Below are 25674 nucleotides of genomic sequence, written 5' to 3' on the forward strand. Positions count from 1 at the left end.
CGGGGAGGGACCGGGGACGGGACCGTTCCGGGGCGCACGCGTCCGCGCGCGCCCCGGAGCCGGCCGCCGCGGACCCTGCTCGGGTCCACGGCTGCCGGCCGGGAGCCGTCCCTCCCGGCCGGAGTTCAACTGCCGTACTTCGACGGCCGTACGTCTACGGCCAACGTCGGCGGCCGTACGTCGGCGGGCGAGTACGGTGCTCAGCCCTGCGCCGTGATCCGGGCCAGCCGCTGTGCCTCGGCCCGGGTGGAGCGGGCGATGGCGTCCTCGTCGGCGTGCAGCAGGCGGCCGTCCGCGACGATCCGGCGGCCGTTCACGAAGGAGGCCGTGACCGGTGCCGCCGCGCCGAAGACCAGCGCGGTCACCGGGTCGGCGATCGAGGAGTGGGCCAGCGTGTCGAGCTTCCACAGCACGAGGTCGGCCAGTTTGCCCGGTTCCAGCGAACCGGTCTGCGCGGCCCGGCCGAGGACCTGCGCGCCGCCGTAGGTGCCCAGGCGCAGCGCCTGCCGGGCGTTCAGGGCACCCTCGCGGTGGGCGCCGAGACGGTTGATCAGCAGGGCGTTGCGCAGTTCGGTGTGGAGTTCGCCGGACTCGTTGGAGGCGGTGCCGTCGACGCCGAGGCCGACCGGGACACCGGCGGCGAGCATGTCGGGGACGCGGGCGATGCCGGCCGCCAGGCGGGCGTTGGACGAGGGGCAGTGGGCCACACCGGTCTTCGTCCGGCCGAAGGCGGCGATGTCGGAGTCGTTCATGTGGACGCAGTGCGCCATCCACACGTCCTCGCCGAGCCAGCCCGTCGACTCGAAGTAGTCGGTGGGGCCCATGCCGAACAGCTCGTGGCAGAACTTCTCCTCCTCCACCGTCTCCGACCCGTGGGTGTGCAGCCGGACGCCCTTGCGGCGGGCCAGTTCGGCGCCCTGCTTGAGCAGGTCGGTGGTCACGGAGAACGGCGAGCAGGGCGCGACGGCCACCTGGGTCATGGCGTCGAAGGAGGCGTCGTGGTGCTCGTCGATGGTCGCCTCGGTCGCGGCCAGCGCGCCCTCGAGGCTCTCCACCGCGAAGTCCGGCGGCAGTCCGCCGTCCGACTCGCCGCGGTCCATCGATCCGCGGGCCAGGGTGAAGCGGACGCCCATCTCGCGGGCGGCGCGGATGATCGCGCCGGACAGGTCGCCGGAGCCCTGCGGGAAGACGTAGTGGTGGTCCATGGCGGTGGTCACGCCGCCGCGGGCCATCATCGCCAGCGATCCCTGGGCCGCCGCGTAGACCATCTGCTCGTCGATGCGCGCCCAGGTCGGGTACAGCGCGACGAGCCAGTCGAAGAGGTTGTGGTCGGTGGCCAGGCCCCGGGTGATCCACTGGTAGAAGTGGTGGTGGGTGTTGATCAGGCCCGGGGTCACGAGGTGGCCGGAGGCGTCGATACGGCGTACGACGTTCTCCAGGCCCTCGGGGGCCCGGCCCGCGCCGAGCGCCTCGATGCGGTTGCCGGCGAGGACCACGTGCCCGGAGGCGTACTCGGTGTCGTTCGCGTCGACGGTCGCGATGGCACAGTTCTCGATGACGGTGCGCTGGGCTGCTGCCATGGTTCGTCCTTTTCGCCGAGGTGGAGAGGGCACGGCAGGACCCTGGGGAGTTTTGAGTGCCGTGACCGGGGAGGGCGGTTCCCCGGTCACGGGTGCCGATGGTGGGGTGCGTCAGAGGTTGGTGAGGTCCACCGGGATCCTCGGCTCGCAGCCGTCCCGCAGGACGGTCGCCTCGATCAGGCCGTAGGGCCGGTCGGCGGCGAAGTACACGGCTCCGTCGGCCGTGTCGTTCTTCAGCCCGAACGGCTCCAGGTCCACCAGGAAGTGGTGCTTGTTCGGGAGGGAGAAGCGGACCTCGTCGACCTCGCTGCGGTTGTTGATGATGCGCGCGCCCATCTGGTAGAGCGTCTGCTGCAGCGACAGCGAGTACGTCTCGGCGAAGGCCTGGAGCAGGTGCTTCCTGACCTGCTCGTAGGACTTGTCCCAGTTGGGCATCTTCTGCCCGTCGTCGGTCCAGTTGAACCGCCAGCGGCCGGTGACGTCGGTGGCCAGGATGCGGTCGTAGGCCTCCTGGAGGGTGGTGTACTTGTCCTTGACGTAACCCCAGAACTCGGAGTTGGTCGAGTTCAGCACCGTCAGCCCCTTGAGGCCGGAGATCACCTCCCACTTCCCGCCGTCGTAGGTGACCTCGGTCAGCCGGGTCTCCTGGCCCTTGCGGACGAAGGAGTGCCTGACCTCGTCGGCGCCGATGAACCTGGAGTTGGCGTCGGAGGTCTCGATCCGCTCCCAGGCGTACTCCTCGATGCGGATGCGGGCCCGGTGGATCGGTTCCTGCGAGGTGACGAAGTGGCGGGCGAGGTGGATGCCGAACTGCTCGGCCGACTCGATGCCGTGTTCCTTGGCGAAGGCGAACACCGTGTTCTTGGTGGTGTCGGTCGGCAGGACGTTGGTGTTGGAGCCGGAGTAGTGGACCTCCTCCATGTCGCCGGAGAGGGCCACCGAGACGTTCAGGTCCTTGATGTGGTGGGTGGCGCCGTTCCGCGTGATCTTGACGACTCTGTTCTCGGCCTTGCCGTACTGGTTCTGTCCCAGAACCACAGGGCGGGCGGGGCGGGAATTGACTGCCATGTGTCTGCTAGCTCCCTCGGTAAACGGAGTAGCCGAACGGGTTGAGCAGCAGCGGTACGTGGTAGTGCTCCCCGGGGTTCACGGCGAAGGTGATCGCCACCTCGGGGAAGAACACGGCACCGCTGTCCCGATTCGCGGGGGCGTCCTGCTGCGCATCGGCTTGCTTCTTCGCGGACTTCTCGAAGTACGGCTCCACCGCGAAGTCGAGCCGTACGTGGGTCGTCCCCTCCGGCAGGTCCGGAAGGTCCTTGCACCGGCCGTCGGCGTCGGTCGCGGAGCCGCCGAGCGCCTGCCAGTCCGCTTCCCGGCCCGCGCGGGCGGCGAGCCGGACGGCGACGCCCCCGGCGGGGCGGCCGGCGGAGGTGTCCAGGATGTGCGTGGACACGGAGGCGGTGGTGCTGGTGCTGGTGCTGGTGCTGGTGCTCATGGTCTCAGGCGTCCTCTTCGACGAGCCGGGCGAGCCGGATACGGTTGATTTTCCCCAGCTCGGCGCGGACGATCTCCCGCTCCTGCCCGGGCGGGTTGCCGATCCGCTCCCTGACCGCGTCCCGCATCTGCTCTCCGGTCCTGCCGGTGGCGCAGATCAGAAAGACGTGGCCGAACCTCTCCTGGTAGGCCAGGTTGAGCTCCAGCATCTCCGCCCTGAGCTCCTCGGAGGCGCCGGCCATACCGCGCTGTTCGCGGGCCGAGGCCGGGTCGCCGGGCTTGGGGCGGCCGATCGGCGGGTGGCCGGACATCGCCTCCTGAAGGTCCGCGCCGGTCAGCTCGGCCATGGCGGCGTCACTGGCGGCGTAGAGGCCCTCGGGGGTGGCGTAGGGCCGGCCGGCCAGCAGCCGCTCCGCCCACGCCGTGGCGGCACACGCCTCCAGGAGCGCGGCGCGGGCCGCGTCCCCGTCCAGCGCGTTGAATCGGGCGAGGCCCGGTGGCGTGGAAGTCGTAGTCACGGGAGCCTCCGTGGCCGCGAACGGCCTTCGTGCTGTACGGGCTGCCGACAGCTAACGCCCTCCGAAGCAGCGCGTCAACACTTTGTTGAAAATTCCGCGTAAACCCCGGCGGCAGCCGTGCCTTCCCGCTGTTCAGCCTTCCTTCTCCCGGTTGAGGTAGTTGTAGACGGTGAAGCGGCTGACGCCGAGGGCGCTCGCGACGGTTTCGACACCGTGCCGCACGGAGAAGGCGCCGCGCGCCTCCAGTATCCGTACGACCTCCTGCTTGGCCCTGCGGTCCAGATCGGCCAGCGGGCTGCCCTGCTTGCGCTCCATGGCGGCCAGGATGTGGTCGAGGGAGTCGGCGAGCTGGGGCAGGCGCACGGCGACGGCGTCGGCCCCCTCCCAGGCGAGCACCACGTCGTCGGGGCCGGCCTCGTCCGGCGGCAGCAGCTCCCCGCCGATGGCGTCGACCAGCGGCTTCACAGCCGTGATGAAGGACTCGTACCCGGTGCCCATCACGCACCCTCCTCCACCACGTTGACCTGCAGCGAGACCCGGGTGGCGCCCGCCCGCAGGGCTTGGCGCAGCAGGGCGTCCACGGCGGTGAGGACGGCGTCGGCGCTGCCCTCGGCGGTGTTCCCGAACGGGCCGACGTCCACCCGGTCCAGATCGGCCGTCTCGATGACCTCCCGCGCGACCAGCGCGTGCGCGGGTGCCTCGTCGAGATCGAAGGGCTCGGTCGTGAACTCCACTTTCAGTCGCACTGTGCCCCCAGGCATCCGCTCCGACCCGAGCGCGTTCCGCCAGGTCCGCGCCCGGGGTTCCGGACCGCCCCGGCCGCTTGCTGAGACCTTAACGGACGCGCCCGGCGGCACGGCCCCGCCGAAGGTCCCCATCCGGGCGGCGCACCGCCCGCCCACAGCTCTCGATCGCCCCGGCTCCGCGGACGTCGATGAGCGGGCGCGGCGGCAGTCGGACGGGAGCCGGCATCGGCGTCCGTGTCGACGCGACCCGATCCTCTCCCTTCCATACCCGATCCCCCTCTTCCGTACTGGCGTTCAAACGGATGGCGCATGCCGGGTCCACTGCACGGGCCACCCCTTGACAAGGCATGACCCCCGACGGCAGTCTTCCATTAAGCAGAAATGAACTTCCGCAATACGGAAACTCGACCACACGGAAGGGAGCGCGGCCCCGATGGGATTCGCAGACCAGCGCTTCAACGTCAACCTGTCGATCCTCTTCACCGAACTCCCGCTCCTGGAGCGTCCGGCGGCCGCCGCCGCGGCCGGCTTCACCGCGGTCGAGCTGTGGTGGCCCTGGGTCGACACCGCCACCCCGGAGCAGTCCGAGCTCAACACCCTGAAGGAGGCGATCGAGGACGCGGGCGTCCGGCTCACGGGGCTGAACTTCTACGCCGGCCGGCTCCCGGGCCCCGACCGCGGCGCCCTGTCCGTCCCCGGTGAGGAGTCCCAGCGGTTCCGCGCCAACATCGACGTGGCCGCCGCGTTCGCGCAGTCCCTCGGCTGCAGGGCGCTCAACGCCCTGTACGGCAACCGTGCCGAAGGCGTGGACCCGGCCGAGCAGGACGCGCTCGCACTTGAGAACCTGGCCCTCGCGGCCCGCGCGGCCGACCGGATCGGAGCGGTCCTGCTGATCGAGGCGCTGAACCGGCCGGAGTCGCCGCGGTACCCGCTGGTGAGCGCGCCCGCCGCCGTCGAGGTGGCCGACAAGGTGAACGAGGCGACCGGGCTCGGCAACGCGCGTTTCCTCATGGACCTCTACCACCTGTCCATGAACGGCGAGGACCTGCCGTCGGTGATCGAGCGGTACGCGGCGAAGACGGGCCACGTGCAGATCGCCGACAACCCCGGCCGCGGCGCCCCGGGCACGGGCTCGCTCCCGCTGGAGGACCTCCTCGACCAGCTCAGGAAGGCCGGTTACGACGGGTGGGTCGGCCTGGAGTACAAGCCGGGCGACCGGCCGAGCGCCGAGTCCTTCGCGTGGCTGCCGACCGGGGCCCGCGCGGCCCGCTGAGCGCGCCAATCCCCTTACGCAGCAAAGCCTTCAGAGAGGTACCCCGATGAGCAACGCCCGCACCGACGCTTCCCGCCCGACCCTCGCGGCCGTCTCCCGCCCGACGGTTGCCTGGATCGGCCTGGGCATCATGGGCTCCCCCATGTCCGAGAACCTGATCAAGGCGGGTTTCCAGGTCACCGGCTTCACCCTGGAGCAGGAGAAGCTGGACCGGCTGGCCGCCGCCGGCGGCACCGCGGCCGGCTCGATCGCCGAGGCCGTCCGGGGCGCCGACGTCGTCATCACGATGGTGCCCGCCTCTGCGCAGGTCGAGGCGATCGCCTACGGACCGGACGGCATCCTGGAGAACGCCCGTTCCGGCGCCCTGCTGATCGACATGTCCTCGATCACCCCGCAGACTTCCGTCGACCTGGCCGCCGCCGCCAGGGACAAGGGCATCCGCGTGCTGGACGCCCCGGTCTCCGGCGGTGAGGCCGGCGCCGTCGAGGCAGTACTGTCGATCATGGTCGGCGGCGAGCAGGCCGACTTCGACGAGGCCGGGCCGATCTTCGAGGCGCTCGGCAGGACCATCGTGCTGTGCGGCCCGCACGGCTCGGGGCAGACCGTGAAGGCCGCCAACCAGCTGATCGTCGCCGTGAACATCCAGGCCTGCGCCGAGGCCGTGGTCTTCCTGGAGAAGTCCGGCGTCGACCTGAAGGCCGCCCTGGACGTCCTGGGCGGCGGCCTGGCGGGCTCGACCGTGCTGACCCGCAAGAGGGACAACCTCCTCGGCCGCGACTTCAGGCCGGGCTTCCGCATCGACCTGCACCACAAGGACATGGGCATCGTCACGGACGCCGCCCGCACCGTCGGCGCGGCCCTGCCGGTCGGCGCCGTGGTCGCCCAGCTGATCGCCTCCCTGCGGGCGCAGGGCGACGGCGGCCTGGACCACTCCGCCCTGCTGCGGGCCGTGGAGCGCCTGTCCGGCGCCCGGGTCTGACGGGGATTGGCCGGCCCGGAGACCTCCGGGTGGCGCCACCGCCGACACCTGTCCTGTCGCGCCCAGGCGGTGGCGCCGCCCGGAACCACCCCACGAGGTTCAACAAACTATTGACGCCTCGACGTGTCCCGAACCTGGGCTCCACGAAGCGGAAACAAATTTCCACTGCCCCTTGCACGGAAGGTCCACGATGTCGAAGCGCGTGCCCACGACGCGAACCCTCACCACGGAGTCCGGCGCCCCGGTCGCCGACAACCAGAATTCCGACTCCGCCGGCGTCGGCGGCCCGCTCCTCCTCCAGGACCAGCACCTCCTGGAGAAGCTGGCGCGCTTCAACCGCGAGCGCATCCCGGTGGGGGCACCTCCCACGCCGTCAAGGCAGTGGGGGAGCGTGGTGCACGCCCGCGGTTCCGGCGCCTACGGCCACTTCGAGGTGACCGACGACGTCACGGACGTCATGTACGCCGACTTCCTGAACGCGGTGGGCCGGCGCACCGAGGTGTTCGTGCGCTTCTCCACCGTGGCGGACTCCCTCGGCGGCGCGGACGCGGTGCGCGACCCGCGCGGTTTCGCGGTCAAGTTCCACACCGAAGAGGGCAACTACGACCTCGTCGGGAACAACACGCCGGTCTTCTTCATGAAGGACCCGATCAAGTTCCCCGATTTCATCAACTCGCACAAGCGCGACCCGTTCACCGGCCGACAGGAGCCGGACAACGTCTGGGACTTCTGGGCGCACTCCCCCGAGGCCACCCACCAGGTGACCTGGCTGATGGGCGACCGGGGCATCCCTGCGTCCTACCGCTACATGAACGGCTACGGCTCGCACACCTACCAGTGGACGAACGACCGGGGCGAGACCTTCTTCGTCAAGTACCACTTCAGGACGAACCAGGGAATCCGCTGCCTGTCCGCCGAACAGACCCAGGAGATCGCCGGCGCGGACCCCGCCTCCCACCAGACCGGCCTGCTCCAGCCGATCGAGCGCGGGGGGCACCCCTCCTGGACGCTGTAACCTCGCACACTTCCACGCCGCCGACCCGGAGTACGGCAGGCACGTGGAGGAGGCGGTCCGCGACCTGCGCGAGGACTGAACCCACAAGCGGCGTCCGGGCACTGACGAGAGGTCATGTCCCGGACGCGTACGGCCCGCCCTGGGCGTCGGCGACCCGGATGAGGGGTGGGCGCCCGCCCTCCGCGCGGGCAGGGCGAGGACCGCGGCGGCGTGCGAGCCAGTGCGGTGGTGAAGGTCCCGGGACCGCCCTCTCGACCAGAGGGAGGGCCTCCCGGCACCGTCGCGGCCGCCGCGGTCCCAGCCCCACGCCTCGCTCACGCGAGGCCGGAAGGCCCGTCCGGCGGCGCGAACGACTTCTCGCGCCCGGCCTCGCGCCGCCGGACGGCCACCATCGAATGCCTCACCGCGCATTCGCCCCGGAGCGCCGGAAGCGGACGGCACGCCCGTCTCCGGCGCTTCTCGGCGTCCCCGGCCACCGCCGGCGTCTCCCGGGTGCGGATCGGCCGCCCGCGCAGGAGCCTGAAGGCATGGACAACCTCGCGAAGCATCCGCACATCGTGGTGCACGCGCCGGCCCTGGACGGCTCCCGGCGGGTCACCGAGGGCGACGTGACCCTCGGTCTCGCGACCCATCTGGACGACGTCGTCGAGATCCTCCGGCTGGCCGACCTGGACCGGATCGAGGTGGAGGAGAGCGACCTCATCGAGTGGCAGGGCGGCGGTCCGGAGGACTGGCCGGGTCTGTCGGAGCACGAAGACGGCTGAAGCGCGTACGTCAGGACGGCCGGGCACAGGCCGGCGGACCGGCCCGCCCGGGCAGGGCGCTCACCTCCCCAGGAACGCGAGCGTGTGCCGCAGGAACAGGTCCGGGCGCTCGTTGTACGGCTCGTGGGCCGTCGGAAGCAGCACGCTCACCGTCCGGGCGGGCAGGGCGCGCCGGGCCCTGCGGCCGTCCAGGAACGCGGGGACCACCGGATCGCGCCGGCCCCACAGCAGCAGGACGGGGACGCCGATGCCGCCGGGGTCCGCGGGGCGGGACCCCGGCTCGGCCAGGCCGCGCCAGATCGCGCAGTGGACCGCGAGCCGCTCCTCGTCCCGCGGCAGACGGCGCGCCCGCGCGAAGGTGGCCCGGGCGCTCGCGGTCCGCAGGGGGCCGAGGTAGGCGCGGGCCAGGGGGACGACGAGCCGGCGGGCGCGGTCCGGGCGGCCCATGACCTCGCGGCAGAACCAGCGGGTGAGCGCGTTGTGCGCCGTGAAGCCCGCCGGGTCGATCAGCACCAGGGACGTGATCGTGCGGGCGTGCCGCCCCTGAGCCAGCCGGCAGGCGACATAACCGCCCACACTGTTGCCGAGCACCGCGAGCCGCCGTACGCCGTGCTCGGCAACAAGGGCGTCGAGGACCTGTTCCGCGGCCGCCACCAGGCCCTCCGGGGTGACCTTCCCGGGGTCCGGCGCCGTGGAGTCGCCGTAGCCGGGCCAGTCGGCCACGAAGGTGCGGTGGCGGCCGGCGAGGGCGGGCAGTACGGCGTCGAAGTCCCGGCCGTCGCCGGGATTGGCGTGCAGGAGCAGCAGCGCGGGCGCCTCGGGCGGCCCTTGGCCCCGTACGGCGATGTCGCCGAGTGCGGTGGGAACGGTCATACGCATGCGCCGAGCATGCCGCATGCGCCGCGCAGCGTCTGCCGGGTTCTGGCCGTTGCGGGACGCGGGTCGCGGGCCGCGGGTACTTGGTCGCGCCCGCGCGACGGAGCCGCACATCGATACGGGCCAGCGCCTCTTTGGTTCCTGGCGCTCCGCGGTTCCTGGCGCTCCGCGCCCAACAAAGGGGCGGCCCATCCTCAGGATGAGCCGCCCCCGCCCCTGAGCCGGCGCGTCAGACCTTCAGTGACCTCATCGACGTCGGCGCGTGGCCGGGCTCGGTCGCGAGTTCCTCGAACTCGACGACGTTGCCGATGTCGTTGGTGGTCGACATCGAGATGTTGGTGACGCGCTCCAGGATCGCCTCGACGACGACCGGCACCTGGAACTCGGCGGCGAGCTTCTTGGCCTGCTCGAAGGCCGCGCCGAGTTCGCTCGGGTCGGTCACCCGGATCGCCTTGCAGCCCAGGCCCTCGGCGACCTTGACGTGGTCGACGCCGTAGACGCCCAGCTCGGGCGAGTTGATGTTCTCGAACTCCAGCTTGACCTGGAAGTCGATGTCGAAGGCCCGCTGCGCCTGGCGGATCAGGCCCAGGTAGGAGTTGTTGACGAGGACGTGGACGTAAGGGATCTTGTGCTGCGCGCCGACGGCCAGCTCCTCCATCATGAACTGGAAGTCGTAGTCGCCGGAGAGGGCCACGACCTGGGCCTCCGGGTCGGCCCTGGCCACGCCCAGGGCGGCCGGGACGGTCCAGCCGAGGGGGCCCGCCTGGCCGCAGTTGATCCAGTGCCGCGGCCTGAAGACGTGCAGCATCTGGGCACCGGCGATCTGCGAGAGGCCGATGGTGGAGACATACCGGGTTCTGGGGCCGAAGGCCTTGTTCATCTCCTCGTAGACGCGCTGCGGCTTGATCGGGATGTCGTCGAAGTGCGTACGGCGCTGGAGCGTGGCCCTCCTCTCCTGCGCGGCGGCGGCCCAGGCGGAGCGGTCGGGGAGCCGACCCGCCGCCTTCAGCTCCCCGGCGACCTCGACGAAGAGTTCCAGCGCGGCCTTCGCGTCGGAGGTGATGCCGTAGTCGGGGGCGAAGATCCTGCCGATCTGGGTGGGCTCGATGTCGACGTGGACAAAGGTGCGGCCCTCGGTGTAGACGTCGATGCGGCCGGTGTGGCGGTTGGCCCAGCGGTTGCCGACACCGAGCACGAAGTCGGACTCCAGGAAGGTCGCGTTGCCGTAGCGGTGCGAGGTCTGCAGGCCGACCATGCCGGCGTTCAGCTCGTGGTCGTCCGGCATTACGCCCCAGCCCATCAGGGTCGGCACCACCGGGGTGCCGGTCAACTCGGCGAACTCGGCGAGGAGTTCGGCGGCGTCGGCGTTGATGACACCGCCGCCGGCGACGATCAGCGGCCGCTCGGCGGCGTTCAGCATCCCGATCGCCTTCTCGATCTGGGCGCGGGTCGCGGACGGCTTGTACACCGGCAGCGGCTCGTAGGTCTGCGGGTCGAACTCGATCTCGGTCTGCTGGACGTCGATCGGCAGGTCGATCAGGACCGGGCCGGGGCGGCCGGAGCGCATCAGGTGGAAGGCCTGCTGGAATGCGCCGGGGACCTGCGCGGCCTCCAGAACGGTGACGGCCATCTTGGTCACCGGCCTGGCGATGGAGGCGATGTCGACGGCCTGGAAGTCCTCCTTGTGGATCACGGCGGTCGGGGCCTGGCCGGTGATGCACAGGATCGGGATGGAGTCGCCGGTGGCCGAGTACAGCCCGGTGATCATGTCGGTGCCGGCCGGGCCGGAAGTGCCGATGCAGACGCCGATGTTGCCGGGATGCGTACGGGTGTAGCCCTCGGCCATGTGCGAGGCGCCCTCGACGTGGCGGGCCAGGGTGTGGTGGATGCCACCGGAGGCCCTGAGCGCCGCGTAGAAGGGGTTGATCGCCGCGCCCGGCACCCCGAACGCGTCGGTGACGCCCTCGCACTTGAGGATCTCAACTGCCGCTCGGGCAGCGGTCATACGAGCCATCGAGTACTCCTGCTTCGGCTGACTTCAGCTGTCTTCGGCTGCCGGATTCGCACGCCCGTCGCACCCCGCGGCTGAGCTCTTCCGTATAGCGGAAAATACTTTCTACTATCTGGAAGCAATGTAAGTGGGTGCACGAAAGGCGTCAAGAGAGGGCAACGAGCGACCCGCCGGTGTCCGAAGCGCCGGACAGGAGGGGGCTCCCCGGAGCACCATGGGACGGCTGCCTCGACCGCCGTCTCGATGCGACGCCTTGGAGTGGGCCATGCCCAAGAGCGTGCCGGTGCGCTGCCCGGCCTGCCGGCGCGAACACGTCTACACCGCGCCGTCCTATCCGTGCGCCTGTGGCGCGCCCGTCGCTCCGCCGCTGGACCGGGGGACCGCGCCCGAGCCCGTCACCCACCGCGGGTGGGACGAGGACTGGATCACCGTCCGCTGCGGCGCCTGCGGCCGCCGCGACCAGTGGCCGCGCCCCGAACTGGGCTGCCCGTGCGGGACGGTGCTGCGGATCACGGTGGCGGGTACGGCCTCGCAGGGGCCGGCGGCGGGCACGCGCTCCCCGGCCCCCGACGGGCCGGCGACGGACGCGTACACCAGAGCCCCAGCGGACGGCGCCTCCCCGGGCACCGGTGCGCACTCGGACAGTGCCTCCCCGGGCGGTGACCCCGCGGACGGCGCACACACCATGGGCACGGCAGACACCGCCGGCGTCACTGCCACCGCCGCTGCGGCCGGGGCCCCGGCCGCACGGCCCGCCTTCCGCCCCGTCGCCATCCGCACCGCGCGCGACGCGGTCACCACCGCCGCGCTGTATCTGCGCTGGCTCGGCTACGAGGGCATCCGCCGGGCCGACCAGCGGCCCCCGTCCGGGATCGGTCTGGCCGCCCGGGGCCTGGTGGCCCACGTGGACCCCGCGATGCAGCCCGCTTCGCTGCGGGACGTGGAGTGCCTGTGGCTGACGGCGATGACGGAGTCCGCGGGCTGTGTGTACTTCTCGCTGGCCGGATACAGCGACGCGGCCCGCAGCCGCGCCGACGCCCTGGGCGTCCCGCTGTTCGTCCTCGACCTCACGGGCACCCCGCAGCCGGTGAACGCCCCGGCCGACGCGCTGAACGCGACGGGCACGTGAGCGGCCGCCGGAACCGGAAGGACCCCGGCCCGCCCCCGTGCGCCGCCGACCGCGCACCGGGAACCGCCCGGGGTCCCCCGTCGAGCTCCTACCGGATGCTCGCTTTCCGGCGTTTCATGCCACCCGCGCCGTACACAGGCGCCGCGTGCCTGTTCACACGCCGTACTTCGCGCGCAGTTCGACCTTGCGCACCTTGCCGGACACCGTCATCGGGAAGGACTCCAGGAGGTGCAGCCGGCTCGGCACCTTGTAGTGCGCCAACCGCCCCTCGCAGAAGGCCCGCAGCTCCTCCAGGGTGAGCGGGTCGGCCGGGTCGAGCGGGATGACGCAGGCGAGGACCTCCTCGCCGTACCTCTCGTGCGGGACCCCGACGACCTGGACGTCGCGGATCTTCGGGTGGCCGTGGAGGAACTCCTCGATCTCGCGCGGGTAGATGTTCTCGCCGCCCCGGATGATCATGTCCTTGATCCGGCCGACGATCTCGACGTACCCGTCCTCGCGCATCACCGCGAGGTCCCCGGTGTGCATCCAGCGGCCCGCGTCGACGGCCTCGGCGGTCTTCTCCGGCTCGTTCCAGTAGCCGAGCATCACGCTGTAGCCGCGGGTGCACAACTCGCCCGCCGTGCCCCGGGGCCGGGTGACGCCGGTGGCGGGGTCGACCACCTTCACCTCGATGTGCGGCAGCACCCGGCCGACCGTGCCGGTGCGGTGTTCCAGGTCGTCGTCCATCCGGGTCTGCAGGGAGACCGGGGAGGTCTCGGTCATGCCGTAGCAGATGGAGACCTCCTCCATGTGCATCTCCGTGACCACACGTTTCATCACCTCCACCGGGCAGGGCGAGCCCGCCATGATGCCGGTGCGCAGGGAGGAGAGGTCGCAGGCCGCGAAGTCGGGGAGGTTCAGCTCCGCGATGAACATGGTCGGCACGCCGTACAGCGAGGTGCAGTGCTCCTGCTGCACGGCCCGGAGTGTCTGCGCCGGATCGAAGGACGGCGCCGGGATGACCATGCACGCGCCGTGCGAGGTCGCCGCGAGATTGCCCATCACCATGCCGAAGCAATGGTAGAAGGGCACCGGGATGCAGATCCGGTCCTGTTCGGTGTAGGCGATCAGCTCGCCGACGAAGTAGCCGTTGTTGAGGATGTTGTGGTGGGAGAGGGTGGCCCCCTTGGGGAAGCCCGTGGTGCCCGACGTGTACTGGATGTTGATCGGGTCGTCGCAGGACAGCTCGCCCTCGCGGAGCCGGAGCTCCTCGGCGCGGTCGGGTGTGCCGCGGGCGATCAGCGCGTCCCAGCCCGGGTCTCCGAAGTAGAACGTCTCCCGCAACTGGGGGCACTTTCCCCGCAGTTGGTCCACCATCACCCGGTAGTCGCTGGTCCTGTGCCGGACGGAGGCGAAGAGCAGGGAGATGCCGGCCTGGTTCAGGACGTACTCGGCCTCGTGCGTGCGGTAGGCCGGGTTGATGTTCACCATGATCGCGCCGACGCGGGCGGTGGCGTACTGGACCAGCACCCACTCGGCGCAGTTGACGGCCCAGATGCCGACCCGGTCGCCCTTGGCCACCCCGCTCGCCAGCAGCGCGTACGCCAGCCGGTCGACGTCGGCGGCGAACCCGGCGTAGGTCCAGCGCCGTCCGGACGGGACGTCGACCAGCGCCTCGCGGTCCGGCCAGGCGGCGACGGCCCGGGCCAGGTTGGCGCCGATGGTGTCGCCGAGCAGGACCGTCCCGCTCGTCCCGTGCGTGTACGACGACTCCTGCGACGGCCCGTTCGACAGCTCGCTCACCGGAAGTCCTCCTCGCGGTACTCCTGCTCGGAGCCCTCGGCCGTGGCCTCGCGCAGTTCGATCCGGCGGATCTTGCCGGACACGGTCTTGGGCAGCTCGCCGAACTCCAGCCGGCGGATGCGCTTGTAGGGGGCGAGGACCTGGCGGGAGTGCTCGAAGAGCACCTTCGCCGTGCCGGGTCCGGGGTCCCAGCCCTCGGCGAGGACGACGTACGCCTTGGGCACGGCCAGCCGCACCGGGTCCGGCGCGGGAACGACGGCCGCCTCGGCCACGGCCTCGTGCTCCAGCAGGGCGCTCTCCAGCTCGAACGGGCTGATCTTGTAGTCGGAGGCCTTGAAGACGTCGTCGGACCGGCCGATGTACGTCAGGTACCCGTCCTCGTCCCGCGAGGCGACGTCCCCGGTGCGGTAGTAGCCGCCGGCCATCGCCTCCGCGGTGCGGTCGGCGTCGCCGTGGTAGCCGGTCATCAGCCCGACCGGGTGCCCGGACAGGTCGAGCGCGATCTCGCCCTCGGCGGCGCCAGGCGCGCCGGACACCGGGTCCAGCAGCTCGACGCGGTAGCCGGGGCTGGGCCGGCCCATGGAGCCGGTCTTCAGGCGCTGGCCGGGGCTGTTGGAGACCTGCACGGCCGTCTCGGTCTGCCCGAAGCCGTCCCTGATGGTCACCCCCCAGGCCCGCCGGACCTGCTCGATGACCTCCGGGTTCAGCGGCTCGCCGGCTGCCACGGCCTCCCGGGGCGGGGTGCGCAGCTGGGTGAGGTCGGCCTGGATGAGCATGCGCCACACGGTGGGCGGGGCGCAGAAGGTGGTGACGCCGGCGCGGTCCATCTCGGCCATCAGCCGGGCCGCGTCGAAGCGGCTGTAGTTGTGGATGAAGACGGTCGCCTCCGCGTTCCACGGGGCGAACAGGTTGGACCAGGCGTGCTTGGCCCAGCCGGGCGAGGAGATGTTCAGGTGCACGTCACCCGGTTTCAGGCCGATCCAGTACATGGTGGCCAGGTGCCCGACCGGGTACGAGGTGTGGGTGTGCTCGACCAGCTTGGGGCGCGCGGTGGTGCCCGAGGTGAAGTAGAGCATCAGCGGGTCGTCGGCGAGGGTGGGGCCGTCCGGGAGGAACTCCGCGGGGGCCGCGTACACGTCCTCGTACGGCTCCCAGCCCTCCTCCGGCAGGCCGCCGACGCAGATGCGGGTGTAGGCGCCGGGGACGTCGGCGAACTTGGCGGTGTCCCCGGCGCGCACGATCACATGCTTCACCCGGCCCCGCTCGACGCGGTCGCGCAGGTCGGCGGGTCCGAGCAGCGGGGTGGCGGGGATGACCACCGCGCGCAGCTTCATCGCGGCGAGCGCGGTCTCCCACAGTTCGGCCTGGTTGCCGAGCATGACGAGGATGCGGTCCTCGGCGGCGACACCGCGGTCGCGCAGCCAGTTCGCGGCCCGGTTGGAACGCCCGGCCAGCTCGGCGAAGGAGAGGCGGGTCTCGGTGCCGTCCTCCTCGACGATGTGCAGGGCCGTGCGGTCGTTCCCCTCGGCGACCACGTCGAACCAGTCCAGCGCCCAGTTGAAGTGCTCGGGGCGGGGCCACTCGAAGCCGGCGTAGGCCGTGGCGTAGTCCTCACGGTGTTCCAGCAGGAAGTCCCGGGCCCTGCGGAAGCTCTCCGTCGCCGTCGTCATCTGTCCTCCATCTGCGGTCCTGGGTGCCGGACCATTGCCGGGCGGCTCTGTTACATCGTGTAATCCGTGATGCGGGTCTCACTACCCCCGAACGGGGGTGTGGTGGGCACAGTGGCCGCGGCGAAGGGGCAAGCAGGTGACGGCGGACGCGTTCGGGGCGGTGGAGATCCGGGGTGCGCTGGTACGGCTGCGGCGCGCGACGGGCCTCCCCGTCGCCTTCGGCGGACTGGTCGAGCCGGGCCGGCCGCGGGTGCGGATCAGTGAGCTGACCGGCACGGCGACGCTCGCGCTCAGCGCCCTGGCGGTGACCTCCGGCAACGGCCTGGGTGGCAAGGCGGTGGCGCTGGCCCGCCCCTGCGCGGTGACGGACTACTCGCTGTCCCGGCAGATCAGCCACGAGTACGACGGCCCGGTGGCCGCGGAGGGGCTGCGCTCGGTGCTGGCGGTGCCCGTGGTCGTACGGCGCCGGGTGCGCGGCGTGCTGTACGGGGCCCTGCGTACGGCCCAGCCGCTGGGCGACCGCACGCTGACGGCGGCGGTGGAGGCGGCCCGGGACGTGGAGCAGTCGCTGGTGGTGCGGGAGGAGGTGCGGGCCCTGCTGACGGCGGCCTGGCCGCTGCCCGCTGTGGAGGGACCGGATGGCGGGAGGTTCGGCGCGGCGTGGGAGGAGGTGCGCGGGGCCCACTGGGAGCTGCGCTCGCTGGCCCCGCGCGTGACGGATCCGGCGCTGCGGGCCGAACTGCTCCAGGTGTGCGGCCGGCTCGCGGGGGCGGTGCCCGCGGACGGCTTCCGTGACGCCGCCGAGGTTCCCGGGGGCGCGGTTGCGCCGGGTGATACGGCGCGGGACGGCACCGTGCGCGGGCCGGGGCTGTCGCCCCGGGAGGTGGACGTGCTGGCGTGCGTGGCGACGGGGGCGACCAACGCGGGGGTGGCCGAACGGCTGGGAGTGCGGCCGGAGACGGTGAAGGGCTATCTGCGGTCGGCCATGCGCAAGCTCGGCGCCCACACGCGGGGCGAGGCGGTGGTGGCGGCGCGCCGGGCGGGGCTGCTTCCGTAGCCCACGGCAGGCTCCCGACACCGCGGGAGCACCCCCGTGTCGCGGCCGGAGCGCGCTCCCCGGCTCGGGCCCCGAGGCACTACGGCCACGTCCGGGCCCCCTCCTCAGCCCCGCGGCGTCCGGGCCCCCTCCTCAGCCCCGCGGCGTCCGGGCCACCCCCTGGTCGGCCTCTTGGTTCTCCGCGGCCCCTCGGCTCCCCTTCGGTTTCTCCGTCGTGCCGCCCGTCGCCTCGGCGATCCGGGCGATCAGCCCGTCGAGCACCTTCTCCGCCTGCTCGGGGTCGAAGTCCTCCCCCAGCCGCTTGCGCACCCCGTCGTCGCTCAGCAGGTGGTGCACCGCCGGCGTGACGTCGTGGCGGGCGAGGCAGTTGCGGGCGCACTGCAGAACGCAGCCGTCGACGGCGATGACGGGGCGGTCGCTGCGGGCCTTGCGGACCAGGCTCGGCACGTCACCGCCGACGCCGGCGATGCACGACATCTCGGCGATGCCGCGCCGGTCGAGCTGGACGGCTATCCAGTTCGTCATCTGGGCCGCGCTCGAACAGCCGGAGCAGGAGTAGACGAGGGGAAGGTCACGGCGACGGTTCACCAAGGGGGGCCTCGCTCACCACGGTAGGAGTTGCGTACGCGATGCGCCTCGCGGCGCACCGGTGCGCGCCGCTGGGCAGGCGGCATGCGCATCGCGAGCCTAGGCACGGCGGCCGGCGAAATCCTGGGCCCATCGGGGCAGGAAAAGGTCCGTTCGGCGCCTGCTCGGAGGCCGGACATCCGCTCCGGGAGCGGAATCCGGCCGGCTGGATTCCGCCCTCGGGGGTGACACACGCCACTCCGGCACCGGCCCCGGCTGGCGCGCCCGGCGGGAGCCGGCAACCGGGGTGCGCCGCTCCGGCGTTCCGGCGACGGGGCGCCTTGCGCCCCTCCCCTTCCCCACCTTGTTATTTCCCTCACCGTCCCGACCGTCCGCAAGGCAGGGCGCGCTAACTAAGATTGGCCTGGACGCGACATACGAGGGGAGCGGCGGCCCGTGCGACAAGACTTCATGGAGCCGGGCAGACCCCGTACCGACGTCGTGATCGGCCGGGAAGAGCTGCTCACGGCGGCGCGCGAGCACCTGTCCCGCGGCGGCAGCGTACTCGTCCAGGGGCCCGCCGGAATCGGCAAGTCCACCGTGCTGCGCACCTTGGCCGCGGAGCGCGCCAGGGCCGCCCGGACCGTGCTGCGCTGCACCGCGACGGAGTCCGAGTCCCATCTCCCCTTCCTCGCCCTGACCGACCTGCTCGGTCTGGTCGTCGACGAGGTGTCCGGCACGCTGCCCGCCGCCCAGCGCACCGCGCTGGAGTCGGCGCTCACCGGCCGCGGCGAGTCCACCCTCCAGCGCGACGGCCTGGCCCTGCGGCTGGCCGTGCTGTCCGCGCTGCGTGCGCTCGCCGCGAAGGGCCCGGTCCTGGTCGTCGCCGACGACCTGCAGTGGCTGGACTCGGCCAGTTCGGAGCTGCTCGGCTTCGCCGCCCGGCGCCTGGGCGAGACCCCCGTACAGATGCTGTGCGCGGTGCGCACCGAGGACGAGGACTACGCCCGCCACCTGCGCGCCTGCCCGCCCGACACGCTCGCCGTCCGGCTCGGTCCGCTCTCGCGCACCCAGGTCTCCACCCTGCTCGACCACCGCGGGTACACCGGCCTGCCCCGCTCCACGGTCCGCGACATCCACCGCACCAGCGGCGGCAACCCCCTGTTCGCCCTGGAACTGGGCCGCGCCCTGGCCGAGAACCCGACCCCGCCCCGCCCGGGCGAGCCCCTGCCGGTGCCCACCTCGCTGCGCGCCCTGGTGCTGAGCCGGCTGGAGATGCTCTCGGACGAGGCGCGCCGCACGCTGCTGGTGGCCAGCGCCGGCGCCCGGCCCACACCGGCCCTGCTGCACGCGGCCGGCCGGGAGAACGCCGAGGCCGAGTGCGCCCAGGCCGCCCGCCTCGGGCTGCTGGCGACCGAACCCGAGGGGCCGGGCGTACGGTTCGCGCACCCGCTGATCTCGGCCGCGCTGTACGCGGAGGCGCCCGCCCAGGAGCGTCGCGCCGCGCACGCCGCGCTGTCCACGGCGGCCTCCGACCCCATCGAGCGGGCCCGTCATCTGGCGCTGGCCACCACCGGCACCGACCCGGACGTGGCCGCCCGGCTCGCCGAGGCCGCCGCGCTGGCCCGGGACCGCGGGGCGCCGTCGGTGGCCGCCTCGCTCGGGCTGCTCGCCGCCCGGCACGCCCCGGCCGACGGCGAGCCGGGGCCGGACGAGCGGCGGCTGCTGGCCGCCGAGGATGCCATCACGGCCGGCGAGGTGGACCTCGCCCGGGACATCGCCCGCGAGGTGCTGACCCGGGCCACCGTGCCGGCCGAGCGGGTGCGGGCCTGGATGGTGGTGATCGAGGCGGCCGGGCAGTCCCTCGCCGACGTCGACGCCGTCCACCCGCAGGCGCTGGCCGACGCCGGCGACGACCCGCGGCTGCTCGCCCTGGTCCACTACCAGCTGGCCTGGCGCGGTCTGGTCGTCGAGGGCGACTTCGACGAGGCCCGGCAGGAGGCCGCGCACGCGGCGGACCTGGCCGCGCGCGGCCGGGACCGGCGCACCGAGCTGATGTCGCTGGCCTTCCAGGCCTCGACGGAGACCCTGATGGGCCATCCGGACGCCCCCGCCACCATCAGGCGCGCGCTGAAGGAGCCTCAGGACCCGTACGTGGCCTGCCACCACAACGGCGTCGGCTCGGCCCGCTACCGCTGGCTGCTGATGAGCGACCGGCTGACCGAGGCCCGGGCCACCATCACCGCGCTGCTGCGCGAGGTGCGGCGGCGCGGCATGGTCGAGAGCGAGGTGCACTTCCTGCGCTGCCTCGCCGAGACCGAACTGCGCTCCGGGCACTGCGGCCGGGCCCTGGACCTGGCCCGGGAGAGCCTGCGGCTCGCCCGGGACACCGAGATCGGCGAGGGCGCCTCCGCGATGCTGACCTCGCTCGCCGAGGCGTCCGGCGGCGACCCCGGACGGGCCCTCGCGCTGGCCCGCGAGGCGGTCGTGCACGCCGAGGAGGACGGCGACCAGATGTACCTCTCCCGCGCCCTGGCCGCCCTGGGCTACGCCCAGTTGGTGGCCGGCGACGCCCAGGCCGCCGTGGCGGCGCTGCGCCGGGTGCGGGACCTGGAGCTGGGGCTGGGCATCACCGATCCGGCGCGCGGCCGCTGGCACGGCGACCTGGCGGAGGCGCTGGTGCGTATCGGGGAGCCGGCCGAGGCACAGCAGGTCATCGACGTGGCCCGTGAGCACGCGCTGCGGCTCGGCCGGGAGAGCGTGCTCGCGGTCCTGGACCGCTCCGAGGCACTCGTCCGGGCGGCCCGCGGTGACCAGGACGCCGCGGTCGCCCAGTTGACGTCCGCCCAGGACCGCCTGGCCAAGCTGGGGCACGCCCTGGAGGAGGCGCGGGCCGCCTTCGCGCTGGCCCAGCTGCGCACCCTCCCCCAGGCTCTCGGCTTCGCCCGGGCAGGGGGGACCCCCACGCCGGGACCGACGTCGTACGAAGAGGCGGCGCGCCTGTTCCGGCGGTGCCGTGCGCTGCCGTGGCTGCGCCGGGTGGAGGAGGCCGCCGCCGCCCGTGCGGCCGAGTCCGAAGCCGTCCCGGCCGCGCTGGACGGGCTGGCCACGATGGAGCGTCAGGTGGCCTCGCTGGTCATGGAGGGGGCCACCAACAGGGAGATCGCCGCGCGGTTGTTCGTCAGCGTCAAGACGGTCGAGGCGACCCTCACCCGGGTCTACCGCAAGCTGGGGATCCGATCGCGGGTGGACATCGTCCGATTGGCGGCAGGCCGGCGCGCGAAGTGAGCGCGGCGCGGGTTGACTGACCGGGTGGATTCAGTGAGGGCCGCCGGCGGGGCGCGCCACGGGACGACCGGGGGACACCGGGCAGGACCCGGCCACCGGGGTCCGACCGAGGGTTTTCCCTGTCCAACTCCCCTAGGGGGTTCCCTCATTGGAGGAGGCAGGGCCCGGTCCTAGCGTAAGGGGCGTGCCGCTCGCCCGGGCACACGGGGTTCTGTGCACAGATCCCAGGACTCCCGTGCTCCACCCCCACCCGCGCGACCCCCACCGGCCAGCCCCTCGAGGAGACGAATGTTCCGCCTCACCCGAGCCAGACGGACCGCCGCCGCGGTCGCGGCCGCCGCGGCCGCCGCCGCGACCGGGCTGCTGACCGCCCCCTCCGCGGCCGCCGTCCCCCAGCCCATCGTCGGCGGCACGACGACCACGGCGACCGCGTACCCGTTCGTCATGCAGATCACCGACGCGTCCGGCAACCAGTTCTGCGGGGGCACCCTGGTCGCGGCCAGGAAGGTGGTCACCGCCGCGCACTGCATGGTCGGCGAGGCCACGAGCGGTGTGCGTGTGGTCGGCGGCCGCACCTACCTCAACGGCACCAACGGCACGGTCAGCAAGGTCAGCAAGATCTGGGTGAACCCGGACTACACGGACGCCACCAGCGGCGACGACGTGGCCGTACTGACCCTGTCGACCTCGATGCCGTACACCGCGGCGAAGTACGTCTCCTCCGCCGACACGGGTGTGTACGCGGCCGGCAGCACCGCCCGCATCCTCGGCTGGGGCACCACCTCCGAGACCGGCAGCTCCTCCAACCAGCTGCGGACGGCGACCGTGCCGATCGTGTCCGACTCCAGCTGCCGCGGCTCCTACGGCTCCGACTTCGTCGCGAGCGACATGGTTTGCGCCGGATACTCCTCCGGCGGCGTAGACACCTGCCAGGGCGACAGCGGCGGTCCCCTGCTCATCGGGGGCGTCCTGGCAGGGATCACTTCCTGGGGCAACGGCTGCGCCGAGGCGGGTTATCCGGGTGTCTACACCCGGCTGACCACCTTCTCCAGCCTCGTGACCGCGCAGGTCGACTCCTGACCCGTGCCCCGGGGACGAACTCCTGAGGAGACCCCCCTCAGGTGAGTGCCAGGGGGCGTTGCGGGCCACCACGAGCGGCCCGCAACGCCCCCTTTCCATGCGTCCTGCGTGCGTTCGTCCTCCAGACGGTCCCAGGCGTCCGGGCGTCTGCCGTTTCCAGGTGGCCAGGCGTCTGCCATGCGGCGTCACCGCGCCGCGACCGTCCCGAACCGGACGTCGTACGGCACCCCCGGGTGCATGACCGCGAGCATGCGCTCCCCCTCCGCGGCCACGTCCTGCCGCCGGCTCCGGGACAGCTCGCCGAACGGCTCGACGACGAGCGCGTCCTCCTCCAGCTTCCACAAGCCCGCCAGGAAGCCGTCGACGAGGAGGGTCCGGTACGCCTGGTTCCCCTGCCAGCTGCGGCCCCGGTACCGGAGTGGGACGACGCGGGTGCGGTCGGCGTGGGAGAGGAGCAGGTTGTCGAACTCGGGCAGGAAGCGGGGCGGGGCTGGGGTGTCCGGGTCCGGGCGGGGCGCGTCGGGCAGGTCGAAGAGCTCGACGCCGTGCTCGTCGCGGAAGGTGAGCAGACGGGGGCGGAGGCGTTCGAAGGCGTCACGCAACCGGGTGAGCCCGGCCCAGGTCTGCATGTCCTTGACGGAGGCGGGACCGAAGGCGGCGAGATAGCGCAGGACGGTCGCGTCGGGGGCCGGCGCGGGTTCGGCCGGGCGGCCCAGCCAGTGCTCGGCGGTGGTAAGGGCGACCTGGCCGCTTCTGCCCCACAGGCCGCGCGGGGTGACCTGGACGAGCGGCAGCCGGCAGCGGGCGGCGAGGGCGAGGGCCTGCGGGTCCGCGTGCGGCCACCGCTCGGCGAGGGCCTCGCGCAACTGCCCCATGGTGCGCGGCTCGGCCTCGACGAGATCGCGGGCCAGCACGGCGAGCCGGTCGAGGTCGACGCCGGCGAGTCCCGCACGGAACTGGGCGAGTTCACGGTCGCGGGCGGGCTGGACGAGCGGGCGCAGGGTCAGGCAGTCCTCGGCGGTGTGGGTGTGGATGGTGGAGCGCAGGGTGACGATGCGGACGACCTCGCGCCCGGCCATCCCCCGGGACAGCTCCCCGGGAGCGAAGCCGTCGAGGCGGGCGGCGAGGGCGTAGTACGGCGGCTTGACGTTCTGCGCCTGGAGGCCGAGGAGATGCCCGACGGCGGCCTTCGCGGAAAGCTCCGAGCGGCGCAGCAGCAACTGCCGTGCGAGGGTGGCCCGGTTGAGCGCGCGCACGCCGAGCACGGGGGCCGTGGCGGTGGTCGTCGTCTTCGTCATGCCGGGCACGCTACCGCCGTACTAGGACACTCCCTGTCCGCTTGCCCGCGGCTGTCGCCGCAATCCGCGACCTGGCCAAGGCGCGCTCTCAGCGGTTCGGGTCGGCCTTGCTGATGTCCGCCAGGGCCGAGTGCGGGTCCTCCGCGGTGGCGAGGTCGCCGAGACTGACCATGCCGACCGGGCAGCCGCCGTGTTCGACGACCGGCAGCCGGCGTACGGCGTACCGGCGCATCAGCTCGACCGCGTGGTCGGTGGTGTCGTCGGGGGTCAGGGTCACCACCGGAGGGCGGGTGCAGACCGAGCCCGCGGTGGTGTCGTGCAGGTCGCGGCCCTCGGCCACGGCCCGGACCACGATGTCGCGGTCGGTGAGGACACCGAACAGATCACAGTCGTAGGCCACGAGGACGTCGCCGACGTTCTGCTCGCGCATCACGCGGGCGGCGATCTCCAGTGAGGCCATCGGCTCGACGGCCACCGCGCCGGGTGACATCACGTCGCGTACTCGCCGCGTCATGGGGCACCTCCCGGGTCCGGTCCGCAAAACCTCGGCTGCCCGCCGCGTAGCCACGAGCGGGCCGTCTCAAACGGCACGCCAGCCGGTCCAGTGGTGGACGGTGACCGCGATCACCGGGCCGTGCGGCGGGGCGTCGCGGTACTGCGGGTACTTGCGCCGCAGCTCGGCGAGGGCGGCCTCGTACTCCTCGCCCGTCCCGGCGTCCCGTGCGCCGGGCGGCACGACGGTGGCGCCGCCGTCGGCCCGGACCCACCACAGCCGGTCCCAGTCCTCGTCGTAGGCGTCCGCGAGGAGGCACACGGGCGGGGTGACCTCGATGTTGTGCAGGCGTTTGAGGCGGGTCGTGCTCTTCGGCTTGCGGTCGACCGCTGTCACGATCCCGTCGGCACCGTGGGTGGCGAACACCACCGGGACCAGGTGCGGGCGTCCCGCCTCGTCCACCGTGGCCAGCCCGGCCACCCGGGCGGCGGCGAACCGCCGGCGCGCCTCGTCGGGGTCCATTCGTGGCACGGCCCGCCTCCTCTCCGTCCCGCACCGGGTACCCCTGCGGCCCCGGTCGACCACACGATGGCGGCCGGGCGACCCGGCCCGGTCCCGGCCACGGCCGTACGGGTCCGGCGGCATGACCGGCCCGCGATCGGCCGCGGCACCCGGGGGCCACCGCGCAGGAGAACGGCGAACGTCACGGACGGGTTCACGGCGCGATCTCCCGCCAGGCGGGGGCGGCCCGGTGGCGCCACCGTCCCCTCAGCCAGTACCAGGTGGCGGCGGGCGGGATGAGGACGCTGGTGACGGCCATGGTGGTCACCTCCTGCCGGGTACGCGGCCCGGGGGCGATCCGTGCCCGGGCGAACTCAGCGGTGCCGGCCGCCCAGCCGAGCGCGGCGAGGGCGGCGGCCCGGGGCCGGCCGGCCGCGGCGAGCACGCAGGCGGCCGTGCCGGCGGCGGTGATGACGAGGTGGGAGCGGGTACGGCCGCGGGGGGCGACCGCCTTCTGCCGCCAGTCCGGGCCGTGCAGGTGCGCCATGAGCGCGTCGTCGGCGTTGATGCGCTGGGCACGCAGGGACACCCAGCGGTCGGCGGGACGCACCGGGTGCCGGGTGGTGCGGCGGCCCTGACGGATGCGCCAGCCGGCGCCGAGGACGCGCAGTGCGAGGTCGGCGTCCTCGCGGAAGGCCCGCTCGAAGCGTTCGTCGAAGCCGGCGACCTGATCGAGCGCGTCGGTGCGGTAGGCCATGTCGGCGGTGATCCAGCGGGCCCGGGCGAGACCGGCGGCGTTGCGCTCCCAGTCGGTGGGACGGCGCTCGCCCGGCAGCGGTACGGCGATCACGCCCTGGACGGCTCCGGTGTCGGGGCTCGCCTCCGCCAGGTCCTGCGCCAGCTGGTCGCACCAGTGCGGGCCGACCTGGGCGTCGTCGTCGAGGAAGGCGACCCAGGGCTCGTGGACCACGCGCAGCCCGGTGTTGCGGGCCGCGGCGGGTCCGCGGCCGCCGCCGGCCAGCACGGTGGTGCGGGTCCGCAGATCGCCCAGGACGCTCAACGGGTGCTCCAGCGCGCCCGGTTCGGGGTCCGGACGGTCGTCGACGAGGACGATCTCGTCCGGCCGCGGTCCGGTCGCGGCGGCGAGCGCGGCCAGGCAGTCGGCCAGCGTGTCCCCTGCCAGGGTGGGGATCACCACGGCGTAGGCGGGCCGGGCCGCCCGGCCCTCGGACCGGCCGTCGGACCGGCTCATGGGTACGCCCTTCCCCCGCGCACCGCGTACGGACCGGTCGCCTGCGGGCGCGGCCGGGGCGGGAAACGGGGCTTTCCACAGGAGGCGAGCGCCATGACCTCGTACCCGTCGCCGCAGCGCGGGAAGCCCGGGTGCGCGGTGAGTTCCTCGTCGGCCGGGCCGAGGGAGTGGGCGTCGATACCAGGGATGCGCATGGGGGGTGGCTCCGTCCCGTGCGGCGGGAAGTTCTGTGAGGGGGACTGCCGGGGCTCCGGGGTCCGGCTCGGGCCCAGGCTCCGGCTCGGCTCCGGGCTCTCGG

23 protein-coding genes and 1 pseudogene are annotated in these 25674 nt (G+C 73.0%); 8 read left to right on the top strand and 16 right to left on the bottom strand.

All coding sequences use genetic code 11. The features are described 5' to 3' along the window. Positions 1-200: 200 nt before the first annotated feature. From ACH4UM_RS29995 to ACH4UM_RS30020, 6 genes are all read right to left on the bottom strand, one after another. The gene (locus tag ACH4UM_RS29995; protein WP_398185937.1) at positions 201-1580 is read right to left on the bottom strand and encodes an 8-oxoguanine deaminase; all 1380 of its coding nucleotides are present in this window, start codon (positions 1578-1580) and stop codon (positions 201-203) included. Positions 1581-1691: 111 nt separating this feature from the next. Then, positions 1692-2648, bottom strand: coding sequence for a factor-independent urate hydroxylase (gene pucL / locus ACH4UM_RS30000; RefSeq protein WP_398185940.1), 957 nt, complete (start codon positions 2646-2648; stop codon positions 1692-1694). 7 nt (positions 2649-2655) lie between these two features. After that, complete coding sequence (gene uraH / locus ACH4UM_RS30005; RefSeq protein WP_398185943.1) at positions 2656-3075, bottom strand: hydroxyisourate hydrolase; 420 nt, start codon at positions 3073-3075, stop codon at positions 2656-2658. Between the two features lie 4 nt (positions 3076-3079). Next, positions 3080-3592, bottom strand: coding sequence for a 2-oxo-4-hydroxy-4-carboxy-5-ureidoimidazoline decarboxylase (gene uraD, locus ACH4UM_RS30010; RefSeq protein ID WP_398185946.1), 513 nt, complete (start codon positions 3590-3592; stop codon positions 3080-3082). 132 nt (positions 3593-3724) lie between these two features. Beyond that, complete coding sequence (locus tag ACH4UM_RS30015) at positions 3725-4090, bottom strand: helix-turn-helix domain-containing protein (RefSeq protein WP_398185949.1); 366 nt, start codon at positions 4088-4090, stop codon at positions 3725-3727. Next, a complete protein-coding gene (locus tag ACH4UM_RS30020) occupies positions 4090-4338 on the bottom strand; it encodes a hypothetical protein (protein ID WP_398185952.1) in 249 nt (82 codons plus the stop codon). Before ACH4UM_RS30020 ends, ACH4UM_RS30015 begins: the two co-directional genes overlap by 1 nt. Positions 4339-4771: 433 nt before the next feature. Here ACH4UM_RS30020 and ACH4UM_RS30025 point away from each other — a divergent pair, with 433 nt between their 5' ends. The 4 genes and pseudogenes from ACH4UM_RS30025 to ACH4UM_RS30040 all read left to right on the top strand — a co-directional run bounded on the left by ACH4UM_RS30025 (position 4772) and on the right by ACH4UM_RS30040 (position 8369). Continuing rightward, complete coding sequence (locus ACH4UM_RS30025) at positions 4772-5611, top strand: TIM barrel protein (protein ID WP_398185954.1); 840 nt, start codon at positions 4772-4774, stop codon at positions 5609-5611. Positions 5612-5657: 46 nt separating this feature from the next. Then, positions 5658-6590, top strand: a complete 933-nt coding sequence (locus ACH4UM_RS30030) for a 2-hydroxy-3-oxopropionate reductase (RefSeq protein WP_398185956.1) — start codon at positions 5658-5660, stop codon at positions 6588-6590. Between the two features lie 190 nt (positions 6591-6780). Continuing rightward, positions 6781-7602, top strand: a pseudogene (locus ACH4UM_RS30035) (catalase); the annotation flags it as partial. Between the two features lie 530 nt (positions 7603-8132). Next, positions 8133-8369, top strand: coding sequence for a hypothetical protein (locus ACH4UM_RS30040; RefSeq protein WP_398185959.1), 237 nt, complete (start codon positions 8133-8135; stop codon positions 8367-8369). A 60-nt stretch (positions 8370-8429) separates the two neighbouring features. On the opposite strand, the gene ACH4UM_RS30045 is transcribed toward ACH4UM_RS30040, so the two are convergent. Together ACH4UM_RS30045 and gcl are read right to left on the bottom strand one after the other, a co-directional pair. Beyond that, the gene (locus ACH4UM_RS30045; RefSeq protein WP_398185962.1) at positions 8430-9248 is read right to left on the bottom strand and encodes an alpha/beta fold hydrolase; all 819 of its coding nucleotides are present in this window, start codon (positions 9246-9248) and stop codon (positions 8430-8432) included. A gap of 226 nt (positions 9249-9474) precedes the next feature. Next, a complete protein-coding gene (gene gcl, locus ACH4UM_RS30050; RefSeq protein WP_398185965.1) occupies positions 9475-11259 on the bottom strand; it encodes a glyoxylate carboligase in 1785 nt (594 codons plus the stop codon). 262 nt (positions 11260-11521) lie between these two features. Between gcl and ACH4UM_RS30055 the strand changes: the two genes are divergently transcribed. Then, the gene (locus ACH4UM_RS30055) at positions 11522-12385 is read left to right on the top strand and encodes a hypothetical protein (protein ID WP_398185968.1); all 864 of its coding nucleotides are present in this window, start codon (positions 11522-11524) and stop codon (positions 12383-12385) included. Between the two features lie 153 nt (positions 12386-12538). On the opposite strand, the gene ACH4UM_RS30060 is transcribed toward ACH4UM_RS30055, so the two are convergent. Both ACH4UM_RS30060 and ACH4UM_RS30065 read right to left on the bottom strand, forming a co-directional pair. After that, a complete protein-coding gene (locus ACH4UM_RS30060) occupies positions 12539-14170 on the bottom strand; it encodes an AMP-binding protein (RefSeq protein WP_398185971.1) in 1632 nt (543 codons plus the stop codon). Beyond that, positions 14167-15840: an AMP-binding protein gene (locus ACH4UM_RS30065; RefSeq protein WP_398185973.1), complete on the bottom strand. Its 1674-nt coding sequence runs from the start codon at positions 15838-15840 to the stop codon at positions 14167-14169. Before ACH4UM_RS30065 ends, ACH4UM_RS30060 begins: the two co-directional genes overlap by 4 nt. Positions 15841-15976: 136 nt before the next feature. Here ACH4UM_RS30065 and ACH4UM_RS30070 point away from each other — a divergent pair, with 136 nt between their 5' ends. Continuing rightward, entirely contained in the window at positions 15977-16897 is a 921-nt protein-coding gene (locus tag ACH4UM_RS30070; RefSeq protein WP_398185976.1) for a response regulator transcription factor, read from the top strand. A gap of 132 nt (positions 16898-17029) precedes the next feature. On the opposite strand, the gene ACH4UM_RS30075 is transcribed toward ACH4UM_RS30070, so the two are convergent. Next, positions 17030-17485, bottom strand: coding sequence for a putative zinc-binding protein (locus tag ACH4UM_RS30075; RefSeq protein ID WP_398185979.1), 456 nt, complete (start codon positions 17483-17485; stop codon positions 17030-17032). 450 nt (positions 17486-17935) lie between these two features. On the opposite strand from ACH4UM_RS30075, the gene ACH4UM_RS30080 reads away from it, so the two are divergent. Then, positions 17936-20752 (top strand): AAA family ATPase, encoded by a 2817-nt coding sequence (locus ACH4UM_RS30080; protein ID WP_398186069.1) that lies wholly within the window; start codon positions 17936-17938, stop codon positions 20750-20752. A 288-nt stretch (positions 20753-21040) separates the two neighbouring features. Continuing rightward, positions 21041-21832 (top strand): S1 family peptidase, encoded by a 792-nt coding sequence (locus ACH4UM_RS30085; protein WP_398185982.1) that lies wholly within the window; start codon positions 21041-21043, stop codon positions 21830-21832. A gap of 185 nt (positions 21833-22017) precedes the next feature. Here the strand turns inward: ACH4UM_RS30085 and ACH4UM_RS30090 are convergent, their stop codons facing one another. From ACH4UM_RS30090 to ACH4UM_RS30110, 5 genes are all read right to left on the bottom strand, one after another. Beyond that, complete coding sequence (locus ACH4UM_RS30090; RefSeq protein ID WP_398185985.1) at positions 22018-23130, bottom strand: winged helix DNA-binding domain-containing protein; 1113 nt, start codon at positions 23128-23130, stop codon at positions 22018-22020. 88 nt (positions 23131-23218) lie between these two features. After that, the gene (locus ACH4UM_RS30095; protein WP_398185987.1) at positions 23219-23644 is read right to left on the bottom strand and encodes a CBS domain-containing protein; all 426 of its coding nucleotides are present in this window, start codon (positions 23642-23644) and stop codon (positions 23219-23221) included. A 66-nt stretch (positions 23645-23710) separates the two neighbouring features. Continuing rightward, positions 23711-24154, bottom strand: coding sequence for a TIGR03668 family PPOX class F420-dependent oxidoreductase (locus ACH4UM_RS30100; RefSeq protein WP_398185990.1), 444 nt, complete (start codon positions 24152-24154; stop codon positions 23711-23713). 184 nt (positions 24155-24338) lie between these two features. Then, entirely contained in the window at positions 24339-25376 is a 1038-nt protein-coding gene (locus ACH4UM_RS30105; protein ID WP_398185993.1) for a glycosyltransferase family 2 protein, read from the bottom strand. Then, positions 25373-25570 (bottom strand): hypothetical protein, encoded by a 198-nt coding sequence (locus ACH4UM_RS30110; protein WP_398185996.1) that lies wholly within the window; start codon positions 25568-25570, stop codon positions 25373-25375. The genes ACH4UM_RS30105 and ACH4UM_RS30110 overlap by 4 nt, the downstream gene beginning before the upstream one ends. Positions 25571-25674: the final 104 nt, after the last annotated feature.

Source organism: Streptomyces sp. NPDC020801 (genome assembly GCF_044334385.1).
Classification (GTDB): Bacteria; Actinomycetota; Actinomycetes; order Streptomycetales; family Streptomycetaceae; genus Streptomyces.